22 protein-coding genes and 1 pseudogene are annotated in these 19,093 nt (G+C 36.7%); 22 read left to right on the forward strand and 1 reads right to left on the reverse strand.

Features of this window, described 5'->3' with window-relative positions; translation table 11 throughout:
* Window positions 1–54 precede the first annotated feature (54 nt).
* The 17 genes and pseudogenes from AC0KSB_RS00770 to deoC (AC0KSB_RS00850) all read left to right on the forward strand — a co-directional run bounded on the left by AC0KSB_RS00770 (window position 55) and on the right by deoC (AC0KSB_RS00850) (window position 12,159).
* Window positions 55–1,053, forward strand: a complete 999-nt coding sequence (locus tag AC0KSB_RS00770; RefSeq protein WP_472305759.1) for a sugar-binding transcriptional regulator — start codon at window positions 55–57, stop codon at window positions 1,051–1,053.
* Window positions 1,054–1,224: 171 nt separating this feature from the next.
* Window positions 1,225–2,163, forward strand: coding sequence for a sugar-binding transcriptional regulator (locus AC0KSB_RS00775; protein ID WP_472305760.1), 939 nt, complete (start codon window positions 1,225–1,227; stop codon window positions 2,161–2,163).
* 164 nt (window positions 2,164–2,327) lie between these two features.
* Complete coding sequence (rpe, locus tag AC0KSB_RS00780; protein WP_472305761.1) at window positions 2,328–2,978, forward strand: ribulose-phosphate 3-epimerase; 651 nt, start codon at window positions 2,328–2,330, stop codon at window positions 2,976–2,978.
* Between the two features lie 57 nt (window positions 2,979–3,035).
* Entirely contained in the window at window positions 3,036–3,824 is a 789-nt protein-coding gene (locus AC0KSB_RS00785) for an SDR family NAD(P)-dependent oxidoreductase (protein WP_472305762.1), read from the forward strand.
* Between the two features lie 169 nt (window positions 3,825–3,993).
* Window positions 3,994–4,632 (forward strand): annotated as a pseudogene (gene deoC / locus AC0KSB_RS00790) (deoxyribose-phosphate aldolase); the annotation flags it as partial.
* A 163-nt stretch (window positions 4,633–4,795) separates the two neighbouring features.
* Entirely contained in the window at window positions 4,796–5,074 is a 279-nt protein-coding gene (locus tag AC0KSB_RS00795; protein WP_472305763.1) for a BMC domain-containing protein, read from the forward strand.
* A 20-nt stretch (window positions 5,075–5,094) separates the two neighbouring features.
* Window positions 5,095–5,859 carry an SDR family NAD(P)-dependent oxidoreductase gene (locus AC0KSB_RS00800; protein ID WP_472305764.1) on the forward strand — a complete coding sequence of 255 codons (765 nt, stop codon included), beginning with the start codon at window positions 5,095–5,097 and terminating at the stop codon, window positions 5,857–5,859.
* A gap of 160 nt (window positions 5,860–6,019) precedes the next feature.
* A complete protein-coding gene (locus tag AC0KSB_RS00805) occupies window positions 6,020–6,664 on the forward strand; it encodes a class II aldolase/adducin family protein (RefSeq protein WP_472305765.1) in 645 nt (214 codons plus the stop codon).
* A gap of 13 nt (window positions 6,665–6,677) precedes the next feature.
* Entirely contained in the window at window positions 6,678–7,316 is a 639-nt protein-coding gene (gene pduL / locus AC0KSB_RS00810; RefSeq protein ID WP_472305766.1) for a phosphate propanoyltransferase, read from the forward strand.
* Between the two features lie 25 nt (window positions 7,317–7,341).
* A complete protein-coding gene (locus AC0KSB_RS00815) occupies window positions 7,342–8,088 on the forward strand; it encodes a hypothetical protein (protein ID WP_472305767.1) in 747 nt (248 codons plus the stop codon).
* A 42-nt stretch (window positions 8,089–8,130) separates the two neighbouring features.
* A complete protein-coding gene (locus tag AC0KSB_RS00820) occupies window positions 8,131–8,430 on the forward strand; it encodes a EutN/CcmL family microcompartment protein (protein WP_472305768.1) in 300 nt (99 codons plus the stop codon).
* 47 nt (window positions 8,431–8,477) lie between these two features.
* Window positions 8,478–9,956: an aldehyde dehydrogenase family protein gene (locus tag AC0KSB_RS00825; RefSeq protein ID WP_472305769.1), complete on the forward strand. Its 1,479-nt coding sequence runs from the start codon at window positions 8,478–8,480 to the stop codon at window positions 9,954–9,956.
* Window positions 9,957–9,999: 43 nt separating this feature from the next.
* Complete coding sequence (locus AC0KSB_RS00830) at window positions 10,000–10,320, forward strand: BMC domain-containing protein (protein ID WP_472305770.1); 321 nt, start codon at window positions 10,000–10,002, stop codon at window positions 10,318–10,320.
* 41 nt (window positions 10,321–10,361) lie between these two features.
* On the forward strand, window positions 10,362–10,625 hold the full coding sequence (locus tag AC0KSB_RS00835) for a EutN/CcmL family microcompartment protein (RefSeq protein WP_472305771.1): 264 nt from the start codon (window positions 10,362–10,364) through the stop codon (window positions 10,623–10,625).
* Between the two features lie 64 nt (window positions 10,626–10,689).
* Window positions 10,690–10,965 carry a BMC domain-containing protein gene (locus AC0KSB_RS00840; protein ID WP_472305772.1) on the forward strand — a complete coding sequence of 92 codons (276 nt, stop codon included), beginning with the start codon at window positions 10,690–10,692 and terminating at the stop codon, window positions 10,963–10,965.
* Window positions 10,966–11,010: 45 nt separating this feature from the next.
* A complete protein-coding gene (locus tag AC0KSB_RS00845; protein WP_472305774.1) occupies window positions 11,011–11,280 on the forward strand; it encodes a EutN/CcmL family microcompartment protein in 270 nt (89 codons plus the stop codon).
* 15 nt (window positions 11,281–11,295) lie between these two features.
* On the forward strand, window positions 11,296–12,159 hold the full coding sequence (gene deoC / locus AC0KSB_RS00850) for a deoxyribose-phosphate aldolase (protein ID WP_472305776.1): 864 nt from the start codon (window positions 11,296–11,298) through the stop codon (window positions 12,157–12,159).
* A 25-nt stretch (window positions 12,160–12,184) separates the two neighbouring features.
* On the opposite strand, the gene AC0KSB_RS00855 is transcribed toward deoC (AC0KSB_RS00850), so the two are convergent.
* Window positions 12,185–12,946 carry an SDR family NAD(P)-dependent oxidoreductase gene (locus AC0KSB_RS00855; RefSeq protein ID WP_472305778.1) on the reverse strand — a complete coding sequence of 254 codons (762 nt, stop codon included), beginning with the start codon at window positions 12,944–12,946 and terminating at the stop codon, window positions 12,185–12,187.
* A 286-nt stretch (window positions 12,947–13,232) separates the two neighbouring features.
* Here AC0KSB_RS00855 and AC0KSB_RS00860 point away from each other — a divergent pair, with 286 nt between their 5' ends.
* The 5 genes from AC0KSB_RS00860 to AC0KSB_RS00880 form a co-directional block, all read left to right on the forward strand.
* Window positions 13,233–13,925: a FadR/GntR family transcriptional regulator gene (locus tag AC0KSB_RS00860; RefSeq protein WP_472305780.1), complete on the forward strand. Its 693-nt coding sequence runs from the start codon at window positions 13,233–13,235 to the stop codon at window positions 13,923–13,925.
* Between the two features lie 48 nt (window positions 13,926–13,973).
* A complete protein-coding gene (locus AC0KSB_RS00865; protein ID WP_472305782.1) occupies window positions 13,974–16,472 on the forward strand; it encodes a pyruvate formate lyase family protein in 2,499 nt (832 codons plus the stop codon).
* Window positions 16,473–16,475: 3 nt separating this feature from the next.
* Window positions 16,476–17,426 (forward strand): glycyl-radical enzyme activating protein, encoded by a 951-nt coding sequence (locus tag AC0KSB_RS00870; protein WP_472305784.1) that lies wholly within the window; start codon window positions 16,476–16,478, stop codon window positions 17,424–17,426.
* A 15-nt stretch (window positions 17,427–17,441) separates the two neighbouring features.
* A complete protein-coding gene (locus tag AC0KSB_RS00875) occupies window positions 17,442–18,275 on the forward strand; it encodes a hypothetical protein (protein WP_472305786.1) in 834 nt (277 codons plus the stop codon).
* Window positions 18,276–18,355: 80 nt separating this feature from the next.
* On the forward strand, window positions 18,356–19,093 hold a 738-nt coding region (locus AC0KSB_RS00880; protein WP_472305788.1), incomplete at its 3' end, for an iron-containing alcohol dehydrogenase.

A 19,093-nucleotide genomic window follows, 5' to 3' on the forward strand; every position in this document is an offset into this window, starting at 1 on the left:
CTGAACAGTTGTCATGTCATTTGCTTGACACCCTTAGTCAAGAGGAATATAATCATGAATACTATTTATGAAAACAGTGGGGGAAACACGTTGGAAACAAGACATGATATCCATATTATGGTTCAGGTTGCTCAGATGTATTATGTTGATGGTATGACACAGGAAAAGATAGCTAAGCAGCTTGGTATTTCCCGTTCAGCCATTTCAATGATACTTACCGAGGCTAGAGATTTTGGTATCGTAGATATTAGAGTGAAAAATCCCCAGATAAATAATAAAGAATTATCGGATCAAATGGTAGAAATATTTGGGCTTGAGAAATGTTTTGTTGTGCCTGTAAATGCTAAATTACAGCGTATATTGACAAAAATTGTTGCTTCTCAAGGTGCTGCTATTGTAGATGAAGAAATAAAAAGTCATACTTCACTAGGTGTTGCCTGGGGAACGACTTGTTATGAAAGTATGTCCGCTTATAGAAATAATAACAATCTTTGTGATATTAATGTCGTACCTTTAATAGGTGGGACAAACAGGATAGCCTCTGAATATCAACTTAATGAGATGGTACGTATGTTGGCAGAGAAAATGCAAGGATCACCTTTGTTGATGTTTGCACCCGCTATCGCAGAGACCATTGATGACAAAGCTCTATATCTAAAGAGTGCTACTATGCAGCCTATTCTTGAAAAATGGAAGTCTTTGGATGCTGCTTTGATTAGTGTAGGAGCACCTCCTGAATATTATAATAGTAAACTGCAGGCATGTTCTGAAGATGCACTTCGTGAATATGAGGCAGATTTAAATCGTACAGTTGGAGATATATGTGCAAGACGATTTAATATCAATGGCGAATTTTTGAATAATGAATACAATAATAGAATAATAGGTGTTGAAGAAGCTGATTTAAGAAATACAGATAAAGTTATTTGCGTTGCCGCCGGTGATCATAAAGTTCTTTCAATGCTTGGAGCTTTGCGTACCAACATAATTGATATAATGGTAACTGATGAAAATACAGCTAAAAAAGTTCTTCAGATTCATAAGATGGCTTAAAGGTTTTCTGACTTGCATTCTATTTTTATATGAACCTCCTGCTTTCTCTATTAGTAGATTCAGTGAGGTTTTTTTGTGAACAAAAGTGCATTGGTGCATTTGTTTGCGAAAAATTGACAATAGTTCAAGGCTGTTGTATTGTGAAGATATCAGATTGAGGGAATTGCCGATATGGATAAGCATGATATTAAAGTTATGGTTGCAAAAATGTATTATATGGAAGGGCTTTCGCAGGAAGAAATCGCAAAGAAAATTCACCTGTCAAGGCCTAGTGTATCGCGCATGCTCAAAGCTTGTATTGCAGATGGTATTGTTCAAATCAGAATAAATGATGTTTCTTCTCTTGGCAGTGAGCTTGGCCGGCGTATTGAAGCATCTTTTAATGTTGGCAAAGCAATTGTTGTACCACAAAGCAATAATGTTGATGAGGATAAAATTCGTGTTGGACAAGCTGCTGCGGATTATTTGGAGACAATATTAAGACCTGGAATGCTTATAGGCATCGCCTGGGGCACAACAATACACAGTACAATTAAAAGCATTCGTAACTCAAAAACAATGAAGGCTGATGTAATACAGTTGCTTGGAGGCATGGGAAATAAAACAAATGATACGGATGCTAACACGATGGCCTTGACTCTTGGAAATGCTCTTAACGGTGATCGCTACGTTTTACAGGCTCCTTTTATGGTTCAAAGTAAGATCCTTAGAGATCTTTTGATGGAAGAACCTCATATAAAAAGTCATTTTGAGAAAATTAAAGATGCTGATATAGCTATAGTAGGCCTTGGCTCTACTAAACCGGAATTAAGTGCTCAATTTAGATCAGGACATATAAATATGGAGGATTCAGAAAAACTCATAAGAGAAGGAGCTGTTGGCGATATATGTGGTCGCTATATAGATATAAATGGGAATAATTGCCACACGTCACTAAATGATAAAATGATTGCAGTTTCTCTGGAGGATTTGCGTCAGATTCCAACTGTAATTGGTGTAGTTGCCGGCGAGAAAAAGGCAGATATAATAGCAGGGGCTTTACGGGGACGGTATATTGATGTTCTCATAACTGATGAAAAAGCTGCGATTGCTGTTCTTGGTTATCACTAGTTAGCAACAGTTTTTGTTTGAAGATGTTTCTGTATGAGGCATCTTTTTTTTGTCCTTTTTTTGAACAAATGTGCAATGTTGCGTGTTAATGTTGACATCAGTTCGCGTTGAGAGTATCATAAAAACAAATCTGACATTTGTCATGAAAAATGTGAAGAGGCGTTATGAAACTTTCAGCATCTATTTTATCAGCAGATTTTCTCAAATTGGGTTTAGAAATTGACAGAGCCTATGCGGCCGGTTGTGAAATACTACATCTGGATGTTATGGATGGACATTTTGTACCAAATTTAGCAGTCGGTCTTAATATTGCTGAGGCATTAAAAGAAGATAGTCGCTTGAGAAAAGATGCACATCTTATGGTGAGCAATCCAGAAAGCATGATAGATTTGTTTGCTGGTTCAGGTGTGGATTCAATAATAATTCATGCAGAAGCTACTAATCATCCGGTGAGACTTTTAAGAGAAATAAGAAAAAGAGGTTTGCTTGCAGGCTTGGCTTTGACACCAGAATCAACCATAGAGTCTGCGCGCTGTGCAATTGAGGAAGCCGATATCGTTCTTCAGGTTTCAGTTTGTGTAGGTTTTGGGGGACAAAAAGCTATTGCATATGCTTTCGAAAAATTGCGGACTTTAAGTGAATTACGTGCAAGTCTGGGTTTGAAATATGAAATCCAGGTTGATGGTGGAATTAACATGGATACATATTGTTCTGCAATAGAATATGGTGCGGATGTTCTCGTTTGCGGTTCTTCTTTATTTAAGGCCGCTAATATGAATGGTATTGTCGAGAATATGCGTTCAGGATTGCTTTGATCAAAAAACTTTCATAAAAGATAATCATAAAAACAATATTTTAAGGAGGTCAGATGAATGAGTTTATATGCAGATAATCTCGAAGACAAAGTTTGTGTTGTAACAGGTGCGGCAAAAAGTATCGGTTATGCCATAGCAGAAAAGTATGGTGAACAAGGGGCTAATGTTGTAATGATTGACATTGATCCTCTTGTGGAAAAATCAGCCCGGGAATTACGTGACAAGGGCTACAATGCAACTGGAATTATTTTAAATATTACCGACCGTGATGCTGTGCTCGCCTGTTTTAAAAAAATTACAAGTGAGATAGGTGATATTTATACATTGGTTAACAATGCAGGCGTGGTTGACAACCGTCCTTTTGAAGAAAATGACGAAGAGATTTTTGACAAAATGTTTAAGGTAAATGTTTATGGAACTGCGTATTGTATTCAGGGTGCTATTGAAAGTATGAAAAAAAACAAGGAAGGGCGAATCATTAATTTTGCTTCTAAATCAGGTAAAACAGGATCCGCTTTAATGGCACCATATAGTGCTGCTAAAGGCGCAGTTATTGTTCTGACGCAATCTCTGGCTTTTGAATATGCAAAGTACAATATCAAAATAAATTCCATTTGTCCTGGCATAACTGATGCAACTGGTGTTTGGTCTAGTGTAAGTAAAGGCTATGTTGAGAATATGAAAATGGAACGTGATGAAATTGTAAAGCAGTTTACATCCAAAATACCTCTGGGAAGACTGACTGACAAACAAGACGTGGTTGATTTCGTATTTTTCTTAACCGTTTCTGGAGATTACTGTACCGGTCAGGCTTTCAATATTACCGGCGGTCGAGAGATGCATTAAATATTTAAATCAATTGATTCTGTGAGTTAATAAAAATCAAAAGGAGAGTGGCATGGATATTGAAAAAATGATTCGCGAAATAACCAGCGAAATAATGAAAGAAAGCAGCATAAAGGAAGAAGTTGTTCAACAGTCTAACAGTGATTATGATGCCTCTTATGCAAAGTATATGGATCATACAGTGCTTAAACCAGACACCATTCGTAATACTGTTAAGAGATTTTGCAATGAAGCCAAAGAATATCAACTGGCAAGTGTTTGCGTTAATCCAACTCATGTGAAATATGTTGCAGAGCAACTTGCCGGTTCAGGAGTAAAAACATGTTGTGTTATAGGGTTTCCTCTAGGTGCTAATACAAGTTTTGTAAAAGGTGTAGAAACAATGGAAGCCGTTAAAAACGGTGCTGAAGAAGTTGATATGGTAATAAATATCGGTGCACTTAAGGATAAGAATTATGATCTTGTTTATGAAGATATAAAAGCCGTAGTTGATGCAGCACATCCTAAAGCTTTGGTAAAAGTAATTATTGAAACTTGCTTGTTAACAGATGAAGAAAAGGTACGTGCTTGTGAAATTGCCAAACAGGCAAAAGCTGATTTTGTGAAAACATCAACAGGGTTTGGCACAGGAGGCGCAACAGTTGAAGATATTCGGCTGATGAAGCGTACAGTTGGAGAAGGCATGATGGTAAAAGCATCGACTGGTATTAATGATCGCAAGACTTGCGATCAGATGTTGAATGCCGGTGCGGTCAGAATGGGCACAAGTAAAGGTATTTTGATAATAAAGGGTGATAAAGATAATTCAGATTGCTTGCATTGCGGCAAGTGTAAAATCAGTTGTCCTACAAGCAATGTAAAAGTAGTTAAAGACGAGTATTAATGAGAACAAGCTTTAACAAAGAATTTTTATAAAAAACTATCAGCACTTTGGGAAAATTCTAATTGAGAAAAAAGAAAGGAAATACAAAATGGATAAGCAGGCATTGGGTATGGTAGAGACAAGAGGACTTATAGGAGCAATCGAAGCTGCGGATGCTATGGTAAAAGCAGCAAATGTATCCTTGATGGGAAAAGAACAGGTAGGTTCTGGATTAGTAACAGTGATTGTAAGAGGAGATGTCGGGGCTGTTAAGGCTAGCGTAGATGCAGGAGCCGCTGCATCAAAACGTGTTGGCGAATTGGTTTCTGTTCATGTAATTCCTCGTCCGCATCAAGACGTGGAAAAAATTCTGCCGAATAATAAATAATTGAAGCGGCTGGAGGTAATATGGACTTAGAATTAAGTGGAAAAACTGTCTTGGTTACAGGCGGTGGTGCTGGTCTTGGCGCAGGTATTTGTGAGGTTTTTGCCCAGGAAGGTGCCAATATAATGGTTAATTACATCACTAATGAGGAAGAAACAAAGAAATTTGCCAGTTCCTTAGGAGAACGTTTTGGCGGTAAAAGTATTGCTGTATATGGTGATGTAACTAAAGCAGATGACATTGACAGAATGATCGATATTGCTGTACGCGAATATGGACACCTGGATATTGTAGTTAACAATGCGGGTATTTGGCCTACTACATTGGCAGAAGAAATGTCCGATGAAGAGTGGCGAAAAGTAATTGACATAAATTTAACAGGCCCTTTTATGGTTAGCAAGCGTGCATGCAGCCATTACAAAGAAAAGGGTTTAAGAGGAAGAATTGTAAATATTGTTTCAAAATCCGGATTTATGGTCAATACAGAAGCACATGCACATTATGTTTCTGCTAAAGGCGGATTGGTCTTGCTGACAAAGGCTTTGGCAAGAGAGTATTCAAAATATGGCATTGTTGTAAATGGTGTTACTCCGGGAATGGTTAGAACACCTCTTAATGAAGATAAACTATCAAACCCGGAAATAAAAGCTTCCTATGAAAAACGTATACCTTCAGGACGTATCTCGACTGCTCAGGAAGTAGGTTATGCTGTTGCTTTTCTAGCTTCTTGCAAAGCTGATTTTATCAATGGCACTTGTGTTGATGTAACTGGTGGTATGCTCATTTAAGTAAAATTTGATAGTGAAAAAGATTCAACTTGTGACAAGAAAAAAACTTAAGACAATATTTTTGACAAAAGTCATGGCATGTGTTAATCTGAATTAACAAATGAAATAACATATGTCAAAAGATTTAATTAATATAAAAGTTGAATTGGAGAAGAAGTGTATGTACAGGAAGCTAAAGAAAGAAATAATAGAGGCTGCACTGGAGATTAAGCATAATGGTCTGGTACGTTTGTCGGGTGGAAATGTTAGTGTCAGACTTTCAAATGGTCATATTCTGGTTACTCCTTCAGGAACATCCTATGAAACAATGAAGCCTGAAGATATCATAGTAATAGACAGCGAGGGTACTCGAATAGAAGGACGCCTTAGAGAATCAGTCGATACTGTAGCTTTACTATATATTTTCAAACATATGCCGGAGGTTAATGCAATAATTCATACCCATCAGCCCTATGCAACAGCTGCCGGACTAATTTGCGATGAATTGCCTGCCGCCGTTACAACTTTGGCAAATGTTACTCTAGGAGCAGTTAATGTAGCTCCCTACTGCTCTGCAGCAAGCAAAGATATGGGTGTACAAACAGTGAAATATATTGGTGATAGAAAGGCTGTAATTCTTAAACATCACGGTGTTATAACAGTAGGCACAGATTTAAAAGAAGCTTTATATGCAGCAATATATATGGAGGATGCTGCACTGACCTATTTGATGGCGAAATCTGCTGGTAATCCGGTTATAATGACTCCTGAACAAACTCAGGATGCAGTAGATATACATAAAAATTATGGTCAGAATAAGCATTAGATAATGTATTAGTATGGATAAAGAAAAAATAAAGCGATCAGTTCTAATCACTATAGCCAAAAAATTAATCGAAGAAGATCAAGTATTCTATATACCTGCAGCCGTTTCTGCCAGACATATTCATCTTTGTCAGAATGATGTAGAAATTCTGTTTGGCAAAGGATATAAATTGGGAAGGCTGCGGGAGCTGACACAACCTAACCAATATGTTTGTCCTGAAAAATTAACTGTAATAGGTAGAAAAGGACAAATAGAAAACATTAGAGTGCTAGGTCCGGTTCGATCGGAGACTCAGGTTGAGCTATCACTGACAGATTGTTACAAGATCGGTATGGAAACTAACATACGTATGTCAGGAGACTTAAAAAATACTCCAGGTGCAATTATCGTTGGCCCGGCTGGAGAAGTAAAAATTCAGCAAGGTGTAATTATTGCTGCTCGTCATTTGCATATTAGTCCAAAACAAGCAGAAATATACAATGTTAAAAACGGTGATATTATTCAGGTTCGTAAATGCGGAAGTCGTGAAGCAATTCTTGGCAACATAGTTGTTAGAGCAGGAGAAGAACATGAGCTGGAGCTGCATATTGATACCGATGAAGCAAATGCAGTCGGAATGTTATCAGGAACTTTGTTGGAGTTAATTCGATAGACCAAAGGAAAGGCAAGCAGCTGGTATGAAAAACTGGGAGCAAAAAGATATACAAGATCTTTGCGCAAAAACTGTACGCGTAATAATAGAAAGGCTTTCAACAAATTTATCTGATAATGTGAATATACAGATGAATTCTGATCAAGATGAATCTGAAGAGGATATTAAAAAGAAGAGAACACTGGTTTTATTGCCCCAATATACTTTTGCTGCTGGACGGGTTTTGACATGGATAGAACAGCAAGATATTAAGCCAGATTATATTCAGATTAATGCAGATAAGTTTGAAGAAGAGGATCAAAAAACGCCATTTAATAAATGTAATATTATTAATATAGACACATTACATCAAAGACATAAATTGATAAATGAACTTCATTATTACAAACAATATCTAATAATTACGCCTTCTCTTGACACAATAGCATCGCTCGCAAGTGGCGATGACAGTTCTTTTGAAACAATGCTTATGTTAAGACCTTTGCTATGGGGAAGTCTTGTTACCATGATTTTAGACTTTGAGTTGCCAAGGCACAGAAGGGGTTTTGCAAAATTGGTTGACGATCTAAATACTTTAGAACAGATGGGTATTATTATTCATCGTCTGGGCAATATCAAAGATACTGTGCCAAGAGGTGAAAAAGATTTAATTACAGCAAAAGATGTTGAAGATGCTTGTATTAGAGGTGAATCTCTCAAAGCTGCACAAAATGCAATTATAACACAATTGGCATTGGATACAGCCGGTGAACTCGGTGTAATAATTGAATAATTGATATAGAGTGAGACGGTAAAAAAGACAGGAGTAAGCAAAATGCAGATTGCCAAAGTCAAAGGAAAGGTAATAAGTACAAATAAGACTGAAAAACTTGTTGGTCTTACTCTTTTGGTCGTTGTGCCTATAGAATTATCTACTTTCGAAGAAAAGGGGCAGCCGATAGTTGCGATTGATACTGTAGGTGCAGGAGCAGGCGAAATAGTTATGCTTTGCGGGGGCAGTTCTTCCAGGCAGACTCCGATTACAGAGAACAAACCTTCCGATATGGCGATTGTAGCCATTATAGATTCTATAGAGATAGAAAATCGTATTGTCTTTCGTAAATATGAAAATTAAGATTCAGGTAAACACTGAAGCAAAATATGCATGAGAGGATTTTTACAATGAGTCTGACGGATCAACAAATTCGCGCCATAGCGGAAGATACCAAAAAACAAATTATGAATAACAAATATCTAATAGAAGAATCATCTTTGCAACAAACTTCAGTAGTTGCAATGTCAGATAACTTGTCTATAGATTGCAGAGAACAATTTAAATGCTTAAGCTGGTTGGCTCTGACCCCTGATCAGGCTGTGCTGGCTGCCAAGCAAGCACAGCAGGAATTAATGAACAAATCGCTGGCTGAAAGAGCCAGATATATAGATGCGATGCGCATAGCTGCCCGTGGACAGGTTAGCTATTTGTCTGAACTGGCAAATAACGAGACTGGATATGGCAAGGTAGAACATAAAATTCTAAAGAATCAATTAGCCATTGACAAGACTCCGGGGTTGGAAGATTTACAAACAGAAGCTGTTTCCGGAGATAATGGGTTATCAATAGTAGAAAGTGCACCTTACGGAGTGATTGGTGCAATTACACCTTCCACCAATCCTACCTCTACTGTAATAAATAATTCTATTAGCATGATAGCAGCTGGTAATTCAATTGTTTTTAATCCGCACCCTTCTGCAAAAAAATCATCACAAGAAGCTATGAGGATTCTAAATGAGGCAATCGAAAAATCAGGTGGCCCTAAGAATTTAATTTGTACTGTGGCTGAACCAACACTTGAAACAGGCAAAGCTATTATGGAGCATGCAGATATTTCAATACTTGCTATTACAGGTGGTGAAGCAGTTGTTAGAGTAGCAATGAAAACAGGTAAGAAAGTTATTGCTGCAGGGCCAGGGAATCCTCCCGTAATAGTCGATGATACTGCTATTGTCGCTCAAGCTGCAAAAGATATTGTAGATGGTGCGAGCTTTGATAATAATGTTCTATGTATTGCCGAAAAAGAAGTATTTGCATTCACCGACATAATTGAGCCGCTCATGGAAGAAATGCAGCAAAATGGTGCCATAAAAGTTTTTGGAGAAGATATAGGTAAAATTGTTCGTACCGTTTTGAAAGAAACGAATAAAGGGTATCAGGTTAACAGAAATTTTGTAGGAAGAGATGCGGCATATATATTGAGTGAGAGTAAAGTTCACTTCAAAGGCAATCCTCGTCTTATTATTGCAGAAGTAGATAGCAATCATCCTTTTGTAAAAGTAGAAATGTTAATGCCCGTTTTAGGGATTGTTAGAGTTGCAAATAATATTGATGAAGTTATCAAAATGGCAAAAGAGGCTGAAAACAACTGCCGGCATACAGCTATAATGCATTCACAAAATGTTAGTAATTTATCAAAAGCCGCCAAAGAATTAAATACAACGATATTTGTTAAAAATGCTCCGTCATATGCAGGTTTGGGGTTTGAAGGAGAGGGTTACACTTCCCTAACGATAGCCACCCCCACAGGAGAAGGAATAACAAGTGCCAGAACTTTTACCCGTAAACGAAGATGTGTTCTGCGGGGTAATTTTCGTATCATTTAGTATGAAATAAACAAAATTCTAAAGAGGAAAAGAGGAGAAAAAAATGGAACTTCAAGCATTGGGAATGATCGAAACCAGAGGTTTGATAGGAGCAATTGAAGCAGCAGATGCAATGGTAAAAGCAGCAAATGTCCAACTTATTGGAAAGCAGCAAGTGGGATCAGGATTGGTAACGGTAATGGTTCGAGGAGATGTCGGTGCAGTAAAGGCTGCAGTGGAAGCTGGTGCTTCGGCAGCTAAAAGAGTGGGTGAAGTAGTCTCAATGCATGTAATTCCCAGACCGCATGATGATGTGGAGAATATTTTGCCTGTTATTAATGAGAAAAATAATTTATCAAAAAATATTTCTGAAGCAAAAAAATAAGCCCTTGTTATATAAGTTGTTTGCTTATGGAAGGGGTAAATATGTATACGGGAATTGTTGTTGGTTCTGTAGTTAGTACAGTAAAAAATGAAAGTTTAATTGGAATAAAATTGCTGGTTGTGCAAAAAATTGTGAATGGTAAACCCGGTGATTATATTGTATCTGCTGATGGAACAAGACAAGCTGGTCAAGGGGATTTTGTTTATTTGATAGGAAGTAAAGAAGCTTGTCAGCCCTTTCCTGAATGTCGTCTTATTCCGGTCGATTCTTCCATTATTGGATTTATTGACCGCATAAATGAATAAGTGTTTATTGTGTGAAGAAAAGATGATTAAGTAAAAATCAAAATTAGAAGCGAGGAGAAGAAAAATGGAAAAACAAGCATTAGGAATGGTTGAAACCAGAGGTTTAATAGGTGCAATTGAAGCAGCAGATGCAATGGTAAAAGCAGCAAATGTTCAGCTTATCGGCAAAGAAAAAGTTGGTTCTGGGCTAGTTACAGTAATGGTCAGAGGAGATGTTGGAGCAGTTAAAGCTTCTGTTGATGCCGGCGCGGCTGCGGCAAAAGCAGTTGGTGAATTATACGGTGTTTACGTTATTCCTAGACCGCATGAAGATGTTGAAGCAATTCTTCCCAAAATCTGATCATAAAAAACAGTTTTGGTTTAATAGAAGGAGGAAATATATACCGTGTTTTTGGCAAAAGTAGTAGGTAATGTAGTTGCCACGATAAAACCGGATTCTCATTTTGGTCACAAATTAATGTTGGTCGAAACGATAAATATGTCAGGTGACCCTTGTGGAAATAGGCAGATTGCCATTGATGCTGCGGATGCGGGTATTGGCGATACTGTTCTGGTCAATATAGATGGAGGGGCAGCTTTGATGATATTGGAAGATAAGAGTGTTTTGGTTGATCTGACGATATGCGGTGTAATTGATTCTATCAACGAAGGTTGAAAGGCGGTTCTAAAATTGGAAATCGAACAAATAATAGAAAAAGTAACTAAAGCAGTGATGATTTCCTTAGAGAAGTCAGACAAAGCTATAGATGTTGATACAGCTCAAAAATGTGGCTCGAATTGCAAATGTAATGCTGTCTCATCTAATAATGTGAAAAAACTATCAGAAGAAAAATATCAATTATCAAAATCAGAAGAAATCAGTAATTCTGACAAAGAAATTAATGTTGCCGGAACGATTGAACATAGTATGCTCAATCCTGATATTTCTGAATCACGAATCAAGCAGGCTTGTCAAGAAGCTCTTGACTGTCAATTGGCAAATATTTGTGTATCTCCTTATTTTGTTCAATTGGCATCTGAATGTCTAATGAATAGCAATGTAAACGTATGTACTGTTGTGGGTTTTCCGCATGGTGCAGCATCTACAGCTGCAAAACTTACTGAAACTCGTGAAGCTTTAAAAAACGGTGCAAAAGAACTAGATGTAGCCATGAATATTTTAGCTGTGAAAAGTGGCAAATTTGAAGATACACTTAAAGATTTAAAAGATATAGTTGATGTTGCCAGAGGCAGAGCAAAAGTTAAAGCTATTTACGAGCAGAGTCTTTTTACAGATGAAGAAAAAAAAGTAGTCTTAAAAATAGCAAAAGCTGCAGGAGTTGATTATATAAAAATTTCTAATGCTTTATCAGGCAAAAAAGCTTGTTCAGAAGATGTTCGTTTTGTAAGAAGTATTATAGGAAATGAAATAGGTATAAAAATAGACGGAGGAATAAGCAACGCAAACCAAATATATGAACTGGTCAATGCTGGAGCCAATCGCTTTGGATGTAGCAAATCAGTACAAATAGTTGCTTCTGCAAACCAGAAGTAAGACCAAATAATTAATGGTTTGCTAGTTATCTGCCAATCATTCCCCCGCTGATATCAAAGGTGGCACCAGTAGTATAACTGCATTTTTCACTGGACAGGTACAAAATCATATTTGCAACTTCGCAGGGTTGCGCAATTCTGCCAATTGGAATCTGATTGTTATACCGTTCTAATTCTTCGTCAAGGATATCCGCAGTCATTTCAGTGTATAACATTCCAGGGGCAACAGCATTAACAAATATCTCGTGCCGGGCAACTTCTTTAGCCAAAGAATTGGTAAAAGAAATGATACCTCCTTTGCTGGCAGAATAATGTGATTTGCCACGTTTAGAGCCATTATAGGCAGCTTGAGAAGCAATATTAATTATTCTGCCGCCCCTGCTTTGGCTTAAAAGATGATTTATCATCTCTCGACATGTTAAAAAAACTCCGGTTAAGTTAGTATTGATCACACTTGACCATTCCTCCAGGCTCATATCTTTTATCATATTTACAGAACAAACCCCAGCGTTATTAACTAATATATCGATCCCTCCAAATGAGGCAGTTATTTGCGAAAATAACTGCCTTACGTCTTTTTCAGAGGAAACATCACATTGAAAAAACTTTGTATTTACATGATATTCTTTTTGTAATAGAACTGCCAATTGTTCTGACTTGTTTCTGTTGCTGTTATATGTAAAGGCGATGTTTGCACCTTCTTTAGCGAAGGCAAGGCAGATATCTTTGCCGAGTCCTCTAGAGCCGCCTGTTATAAGTACATTTTTATTATTTAAATTTAACTCCATAGTAACCTCCAATTTTTGACTGCTGGTCTGTTAACATTTTAACATTCGTCTGACAAAAGTCAAGACAAATGTCAAGAAGAAAAGAAGGGAAGGTGAAGAACTGTTTTTTGTTAAATGCTATTAGGTTCTTTAATTATCATTTAATTGCAATATCGGAAAAATTCATACAACGTTATAAGGATATAATTGTATCTTGATTAAAATATTCATGTTTTGTTTGCTATTTACAAAATAAGTATAATGTTGTATATTGATCGTGGTAATACCACGAAAGGAGATTGTTTCATTGAAAAAGCAAAGTGCAAAACAAAAACTAATACAATATGTAAAGCAAAAAATTCTTTCAGGCGAGTATAAAGTTGATCAGAAATTACCTGCGGAGAGAGATTTAGCTGAACAAACAGGTATTTCTCGTATTATTGTACACGCCGGGCTGGTTGAACTTGCTACAAAAAATGTTCTTAGAATAGTGCCGCGACAAGGTACATACGTGAATGATTTTAAAAAAGAAGGAACATTAGAATTGTATGGAGATATTTTGCAGTTTACAGGAACTGTGGATAAAGAATTGCTTTGTCAGCTAATGGAATATCGGGAAATTATAGAAGTAGCAGCAGCAAAACTGGCTGCTAAAAACAGAAGTCTAGAGAACATAGAATGTCTTCGAAATTTGCTTGAACAAGAGACAAAAGACCTTTCTTCAGATGAAGTTACTAGACTTGACTATGAGATGCATTTAGAAATAGCAAAAGCATCATGCAACACAATGCTTCCAATGACTCTTCGCTCAATAGAAATTATGTACAAACACATTGTTAAGGAATTTTATGAAAAAATTACAGATCGATCTATTGTTAATACATTCCACCAAGAGATAGTTGTTGCAATAGAAAAAGGTAATAGTAGACAAGCAGGCCAAATTATGAAAAAAATGCTAAATCACGGTCAAAAAGTTCTTGATATTGACTCAAAGTACTAAACAACTTTTTTTGTTTCTTAAGACAAAAATGAAAGTGAGGTAGAAGTGATGGAAGTTTTAAAAAATCAGATAAAAGAGCCATATAATTTGTCTGAAAGAATAAAGTGGCTCAGAGATTACTATTTCCTGGGAGTTAAAAGAGAATGGAATAACGAATTTGTTCCGTTTACAACAGGTACAGACTGGGACGAAATTTATGATGAATTATCATACTACGTAGCGCCCGAAACCTATGCATTTTACAAACAATTTGTTTTATCTACGAAGCAAGCTGCGCATAAAGTTAAGCTGAAGAATGATTTTTTTTCATTAAGCATTGCTGAGCGACGAGCATGGTTTATTAAAGAAGCAATTGTAAATTATGTGCCACAGGAAATATTGCCCGGTGATTTAATAGCTGGAGGTCGTTTTAATTTGATGGCATCGCGCTGCTGGACGAAAAAAGAAGCTAGCTTACGTAATGCTAGAGTGTTTGGGAAAAAAGGAACAAGAAATTCTGTCAAGGAATTTCATGATCGCGGATTTGGTAATTGTGGTGCAACATCTGCTCATATTATCCCCGATTATGCACAAGTGCTAAAAAAAGGATTTAAAGGAATTTTTGAAAATCTCAATGAAGCATATGAAAATTTTTCTGCGAAACAAAGAGCAGGAAGTCAAGGAGCACAAATACGTGCAATGAAAACAGCAGCTTTAATGCCAAAAGAACTTGCGGAAAAATATTCAATTCTTTGCTCTGAACTGGCAAGAAAAGAAAAAAATCTGGACAGAAGAGACGAGCTTTTTAGTATGAGCCAAAATTTACAACGTGTGCCTTGGGAAGGTGCTAGAAATTTTTGGGAAGCTATACAGTCACTTTGGCTGACACATATGCTTGTAATGACAGATGAAAATTTCCCAGGAGCAGGCCTTTCGTTCGGTCGTTTAGATCAAATTCTTTTGCCGTATTGGGAAATATCAATAAAGCAAGGTATGAATCGTGAATTTGGAAAAGAAATACTAAAGTGTTTTTGGATTCATTGCAATACGGTTTATGATTCTATGATACGTACAGGTAATAATCAAGGTATAACAGCTGCATATGGACAGCTTTTTAACATTGGTGGTAAAGGAAAAAACGACACAGATATAACTAACGAAATGACATATGTATTATTAGAAGTGATAGATGAAATGAGTCCTATACTTGAACCTAAACCCAATGTGAGATTGCATCGTGGTACTCCGAATGAACTTTTAGAAAAAATTGTTGATATGATTTCTTCAAGTCAAGGAGCACCATTTTTGCTTAACTTTGATGAGCGGTCTATGGCTGGTCTCATGCGCGAATCTAAAATGGCTCATTTAGAAAAATATATTAATCTCGATACTGTTCATGAATATGCCTCAGTAGGTTGTCTTGAAAATACAATGGTTGGAAATGATAGGTCTGGTACAGTGGATAATAATTTAAATTTGCTTAAAGCTTTAGAATTGGCTTTGAACAACGGTCAGGATTTAATACAGTATACAGACTCTCTTTGGGGTAAACCGTACAAAATTATACAAGATGGACCACGAACTGGTAATCCTATAAAATTTAATAGTTTTGAAGAGTTGTATTTTGCCTTTAAAAAACAGTTAGCACACATAATTAATAAAAATGTAATGCTATATAACGAAACAGATGACTTACGTGCTAAATATTGTCCAACGCCCTATCTTTCCTGTTTAGTACATGGTTGTGCAGAGAGTGGAAAAGATATTACACAAGGTGGTGCTCAAATTAGTTTTGTTACGATAGAAGGAGTAACATTTGCAACCACTGTAGATTCACTTCTTGCCATTAAATACCTTGTTTACGATAAACGAGAATGTACGATGGAAGAGTTGATTAAGGCATTGAAGAATAACTGGGAAGGCTACGAGATTTTACAGGCAAAAGCTAAATTTAAGGCTCCAAAGTATGGAAGAGATGATGATATTGCAGACTCCATGGCATTGTCTGTAATGGAGCTTTTTGCTGAAGAAACATGGAAACATAAAACAAAAGCTTCCGGTGCACAGTATAGAACAGGTATGCTTAGTTGGAATTATTGGATATCTGATGGATATATTCTTGCTGCAAGCGCAGATGGGCGCAAAAAAGGGCAGTTTTTGAGTAATGCTATTTGTCCAAGTAATGGTGCTGATATTAACGGACCCACTGCCAATGCAAATTCGGTCGGTAAAGCTATGGGTGGTAAAGTGAAAAATGGAGATTATCTTGAATATCAAAACAATCTGCCAAATGGAGCAAGTCATACAATTACTTTTAGCCCAGCATTTTTGAGAGATGTTGCGCACAAAGAAAAATTTAAAGCATTTTTACGGGGGTACACTGAAAATGGTGGTACGGCTCTACAAATTAATATATTGGATGCAGAAAAACTTCGCGATGCACAGAAACACCCTGAAAATTATCGCAATCTATTAGTGCGCGTAACTGGTTATAACGCTTATTTTGTGACTGTTGGACGCGAATTGCAGGACGAAATTATTGCAAGAGAAAGTCACTCGAGGTTCTAGATAATGGATGGTTGTGTATTAGACTTACAAAAATTATCTACTGAGGATGGACCTGGCATACGAACAACTGTTTTTTTAAAAGGCTGTAATTTGAACTGTTCTTGGTGTCATAATCCAGAAAGTATATCATCAAAAGCAAGATCTGTATGGATAAAAACTCATTGTATTAGTTGCGGTTTCTGTGTAGCAATATGTCCAAACAACGCGCTAACTTTTAATAATGGAATAATTAAGGATAAAAGCAAATGCATAAATTGTTTTAAATGCACCGAAAATTGCCCTACAGAGGCCATGGAACGTAAAGGCACTATGTACTCTGAAGATGAACTGGCAGCAGAACTTTTAAAAGATAAAGCATATTATGACAGAAGTGGCGGAGGGATAACTGTTTCAGGCGGAGAACCTTTACTTCAGGCAGAATTTGTACAGGAAATTTTCAAGTGTATGCAGGCAAACGAAGTTCACACAGCTCTGGATACTGCTGGCAATGTCAATTTTGATATTATGTCTAGCGTTCTAGAATATAGTAATTTGCTATTGTTGGATATAAAAACTATAGATTGTGAACTTCATAAAAAATTTACTGGTACTGGTAATGCTCAAATAATAAAAAATGCGGTTCTTTCTGCAAGTTTTGCTCGAAAAAATGGATTGAAAATATGGATAAGAACACCTGTAATTCCAGATGCTACGGATAGTAAAGAGAATATTTTAGCCATTGGTAAATTTATTGCAGAAAATATGGTGGATGTAGTTATGCGATGGGAACTTTGTGCATTTAACAATCTTTGCAAGGATAAATATGAACGGCTTGGTATGACCTGGGAATTTAAAGATAAACCGCTTATGCGTCGGGAACAAATGGATTATCTTCAGAAAATAGCAGAAAAAAGTGTTGGCAAAATTGGACTGGCCGTATGGACTGGTACAGTACAAATACAAACATTAAATTGAAAGCAGGTGTTAAATATGCCAATTAAAATTTCAGAAGAGGCAATAAAACTATTTTCTTCAGACGGTAAAATAGCGCTGATGGCGGTAATAGATGATTACGGTTACCCACATATTACGATGCTTAGTACTTTGATGGCAAAAGATGAAAAAAGTATGATGTTTGGCCAGTTTTGTGAAGGGCTATCAAAAAAATTTATATGCAAACGTCCAAAATCAGGATTTTTGATTATGAATGTAGATAAAAAAATGTGGCGAGGCAAGGTAGTATATACTCACACAGAAACAACAGGTGCAGAGTTCGAATTGTTTAACGAAAAACCTCTTTTTCGTTACAATTCGTATTTTGGTATTGGCAGAGTCAATTATCTGGATCTTGTAGATATTACTGAAAAAGAAGCACTTCCGATGAGGAGTATTATTTGTTCGGCCTTGATAACTAGAATGAAAAAAGGATTAGTGAAAGGCAATCAAAATGGTGCCATGAATCATTTGTCACGCTCTTTAGTCGATGGGGTATCAACGTTAAAATTCATTTCATCGATAAATCCGGATGGTTTTTGCGAAATTACTCCTATTGTACAGGCCGTAACTAGTTCAAACGGCCGAATTATTTTTACAGCTAACCCTTATAAAAATGAGCTTGCAAAGATTAAAGCAGGCCAGAAGATTGCTTGTTATGCAACTAATTTGTCATTAGAGAGCTTGCTGACAAAGGGTATATATAGAGGTATGCATAAGGGGGTAGGTGTCATAGATATAGAAAAGGTTTACAATCCTTTAATGCCTATGCCTGGATATATTTATCCTAAAGAACCATTAAAACCCATAACAGAATTCATTTTGCCTTAACTGATAGGGCAAAACTCAATTTGATGGAGGTTTTCTGGGCAAATAGGAAAAGCAAAACAAACGCAAGAAAGGAAAAAGATATGAGAAAAGCATTTATAAGTCCTTGCAAATATGTACAGGGAGAAGATGAGCTGTTGAATCTGGGTTATTTTGTAAAAACATTTGGAGAATCGGCATTGTTAATCGCCCATAAAGACGATGTAAACAGAGTAAAAGAAAAGCTGGCAGCAACATCCGATAAATACGGAATAACGCTCATGGAGAGTAATTTTGGCGGTGAATGCTCAAGAAAAGAGATCAGCCGGTTACAAGAAGAGGCAAAGCAAAAAAAATGTAGCTGTATAATAGGACTTGGCGGTGGTAAAGCAATAGATACAGCAAAATGTGTAGCAGGCGGAGAAAACCTCATAATAGTTCCTACAATTGCAGCAACAGATGCTCCTACAAGTCATTCAGCAGTAATATACACAGAAGAGGGCGCATTTGAGGATTATGCATATTTCAAACAAAGTCCAAGTGTAGTTTTGATAGATTCAAAAATAATAGCAAATGCACCGGTCAGATTCCTTGTTTCGGGAATGGGAGATGCACTTTCAACATATTTTGAAGCCAGAGCAACAAAACGCTCATATTCTAATGTAAATGCAGGTCTTCCATGTGGTTTCAGAGAAGGTTTTTGTGAACCGGCCAAAGGAACAAATACTGCTTTTGCCCTTGCAGAATTATGTTACAAAACACTACTTGAAGATGGATATAAAGCAAAAATAGCATGTGAAAATAATAGAGTTACACCAGCTTTGGAAAATATCATAGAAGCA

The organism is Ercella succinigenes, assembly GCF_900002895.1.

Coding starts and splice junctions, on each gene's coding strand:
- AC0KSB_RS00770 (WP_472305759.1), top strand. CDS start 55: ATGAATACTATTTATGAAAACAGTGGGGGAAACACGTTGGAAACAAGA.
- AC0KSB_RS00775 (WP_472305760.1), top strand. CDS start 1,225: ATGGATAAGCATGATATTAAAGTTATGGTTGCAAAAATGTATTATATG.
- rpe (WP_472305761.1), top strand. CDS start 2,328: ATGAAACTTTCAGCATCTATTTTATCAGCAGATTTTCTCAAATTGGGT.
- AC0KSB_RS00785 (WP_472305762.1), top strand. CDS start 3,036: ATGAGTTTATATGCAGATAATCTCGAAGACAAAGTTTGTGTTGTAACA.
- AC0KSB_RS00795 (WP_472305763.1), top strand. CDS start 4,796: ATGGATAAGCAGGCATTGGGTATGGTAGAGACAAGAGGACTTATAGGA.
- AC0KSB_RS00800 (WP_472305764.1), top strand. CDS start 5,095: ATGGACTTAGAATTAAGTGGAAAAACTGTCTTGGTTACAGGCGGTGGT.
- AC0KSB_RS00805 (WP_472305765.1), top strand. CDS start 6,020: ATGTACAGGAAGCTAAAGAAAGAAATAATAGAGGCTGCACTGGAGATT.
- pduL (WP_472305766.1), top strand. CDS start 6,678: ATGGATAAAGAAAAAATAAAGCGATCAGTTCTAATCACTATAGCCAAA.
- AC0KSB_RS00815 (WP_472305767.1), top strand. CDS start 7,342: ATGAAAAACTGGGAGCAAAAAGATATACAAGATCTTTGCGCAAAAACT.
- AC0KSB_RS00820 (WP_472305768.1), top strand. CDS start 8,131: ATGCAGATTGCCAAAGTCAAAGGAAAGGTAATAAGTACAAATAAGACT.
- AC0KSB_RS00825 (WP_472305769.1), top strand. CDS start 8,478: ATGAGTCTGACGGATCAACAAATTCGCGCCATAGCGGAAGATACCAAA.
- AC0KSB_RS00830 (WP_472305770.1), top strand. CDS start 10,000: ATGGAACTTCAAGCATTGGGAATGATCGAAACCAGAGGTTTGATAGGA.
- AC0KSB_RS00835 (WP_472305771.1), top strand. CDS start 10,362: ATGTATACGGGAATTGTTGTTGGTTCTGTAGTTAGTACAGTAAAAAAT.
- AC0KSB_RS00840 (WP_472305772.1), top strand. CDS start 10,690: ATGGAAAAACAAGCATTAGGAATGGTTGAAACCAGAGGTTTAATAGGT.
- AC0KSB_RS00855 (WP_472305778.1), bottom strand. CDS start 12,946: ATGGAGTTAAATTTAAATAATAAAAATGTACTTATAACAGGCGGCTCT.
- AC0KSB_RS00865 (WP_472305782.1), top strand. CDS start 13,974: ATGGAAGTTTTAAAAAATCAGATAAAAGAGCCATATAATTTGTCTGAA.
- AC0KSB_RS00870 (WP_472305784.1), top strand. CDS start 16,476: ATGGATGGTTGTGTATTAGACTTACAAAAATTATCTACTGAGGATGGA.
- AC0KSB_RS00875 (WP_472305786.1), top strand. CDS start 17,442: ATGCCAATTAAAATTTCAGAAGAGGCAATAAAACTATTTTCTTCAGAC.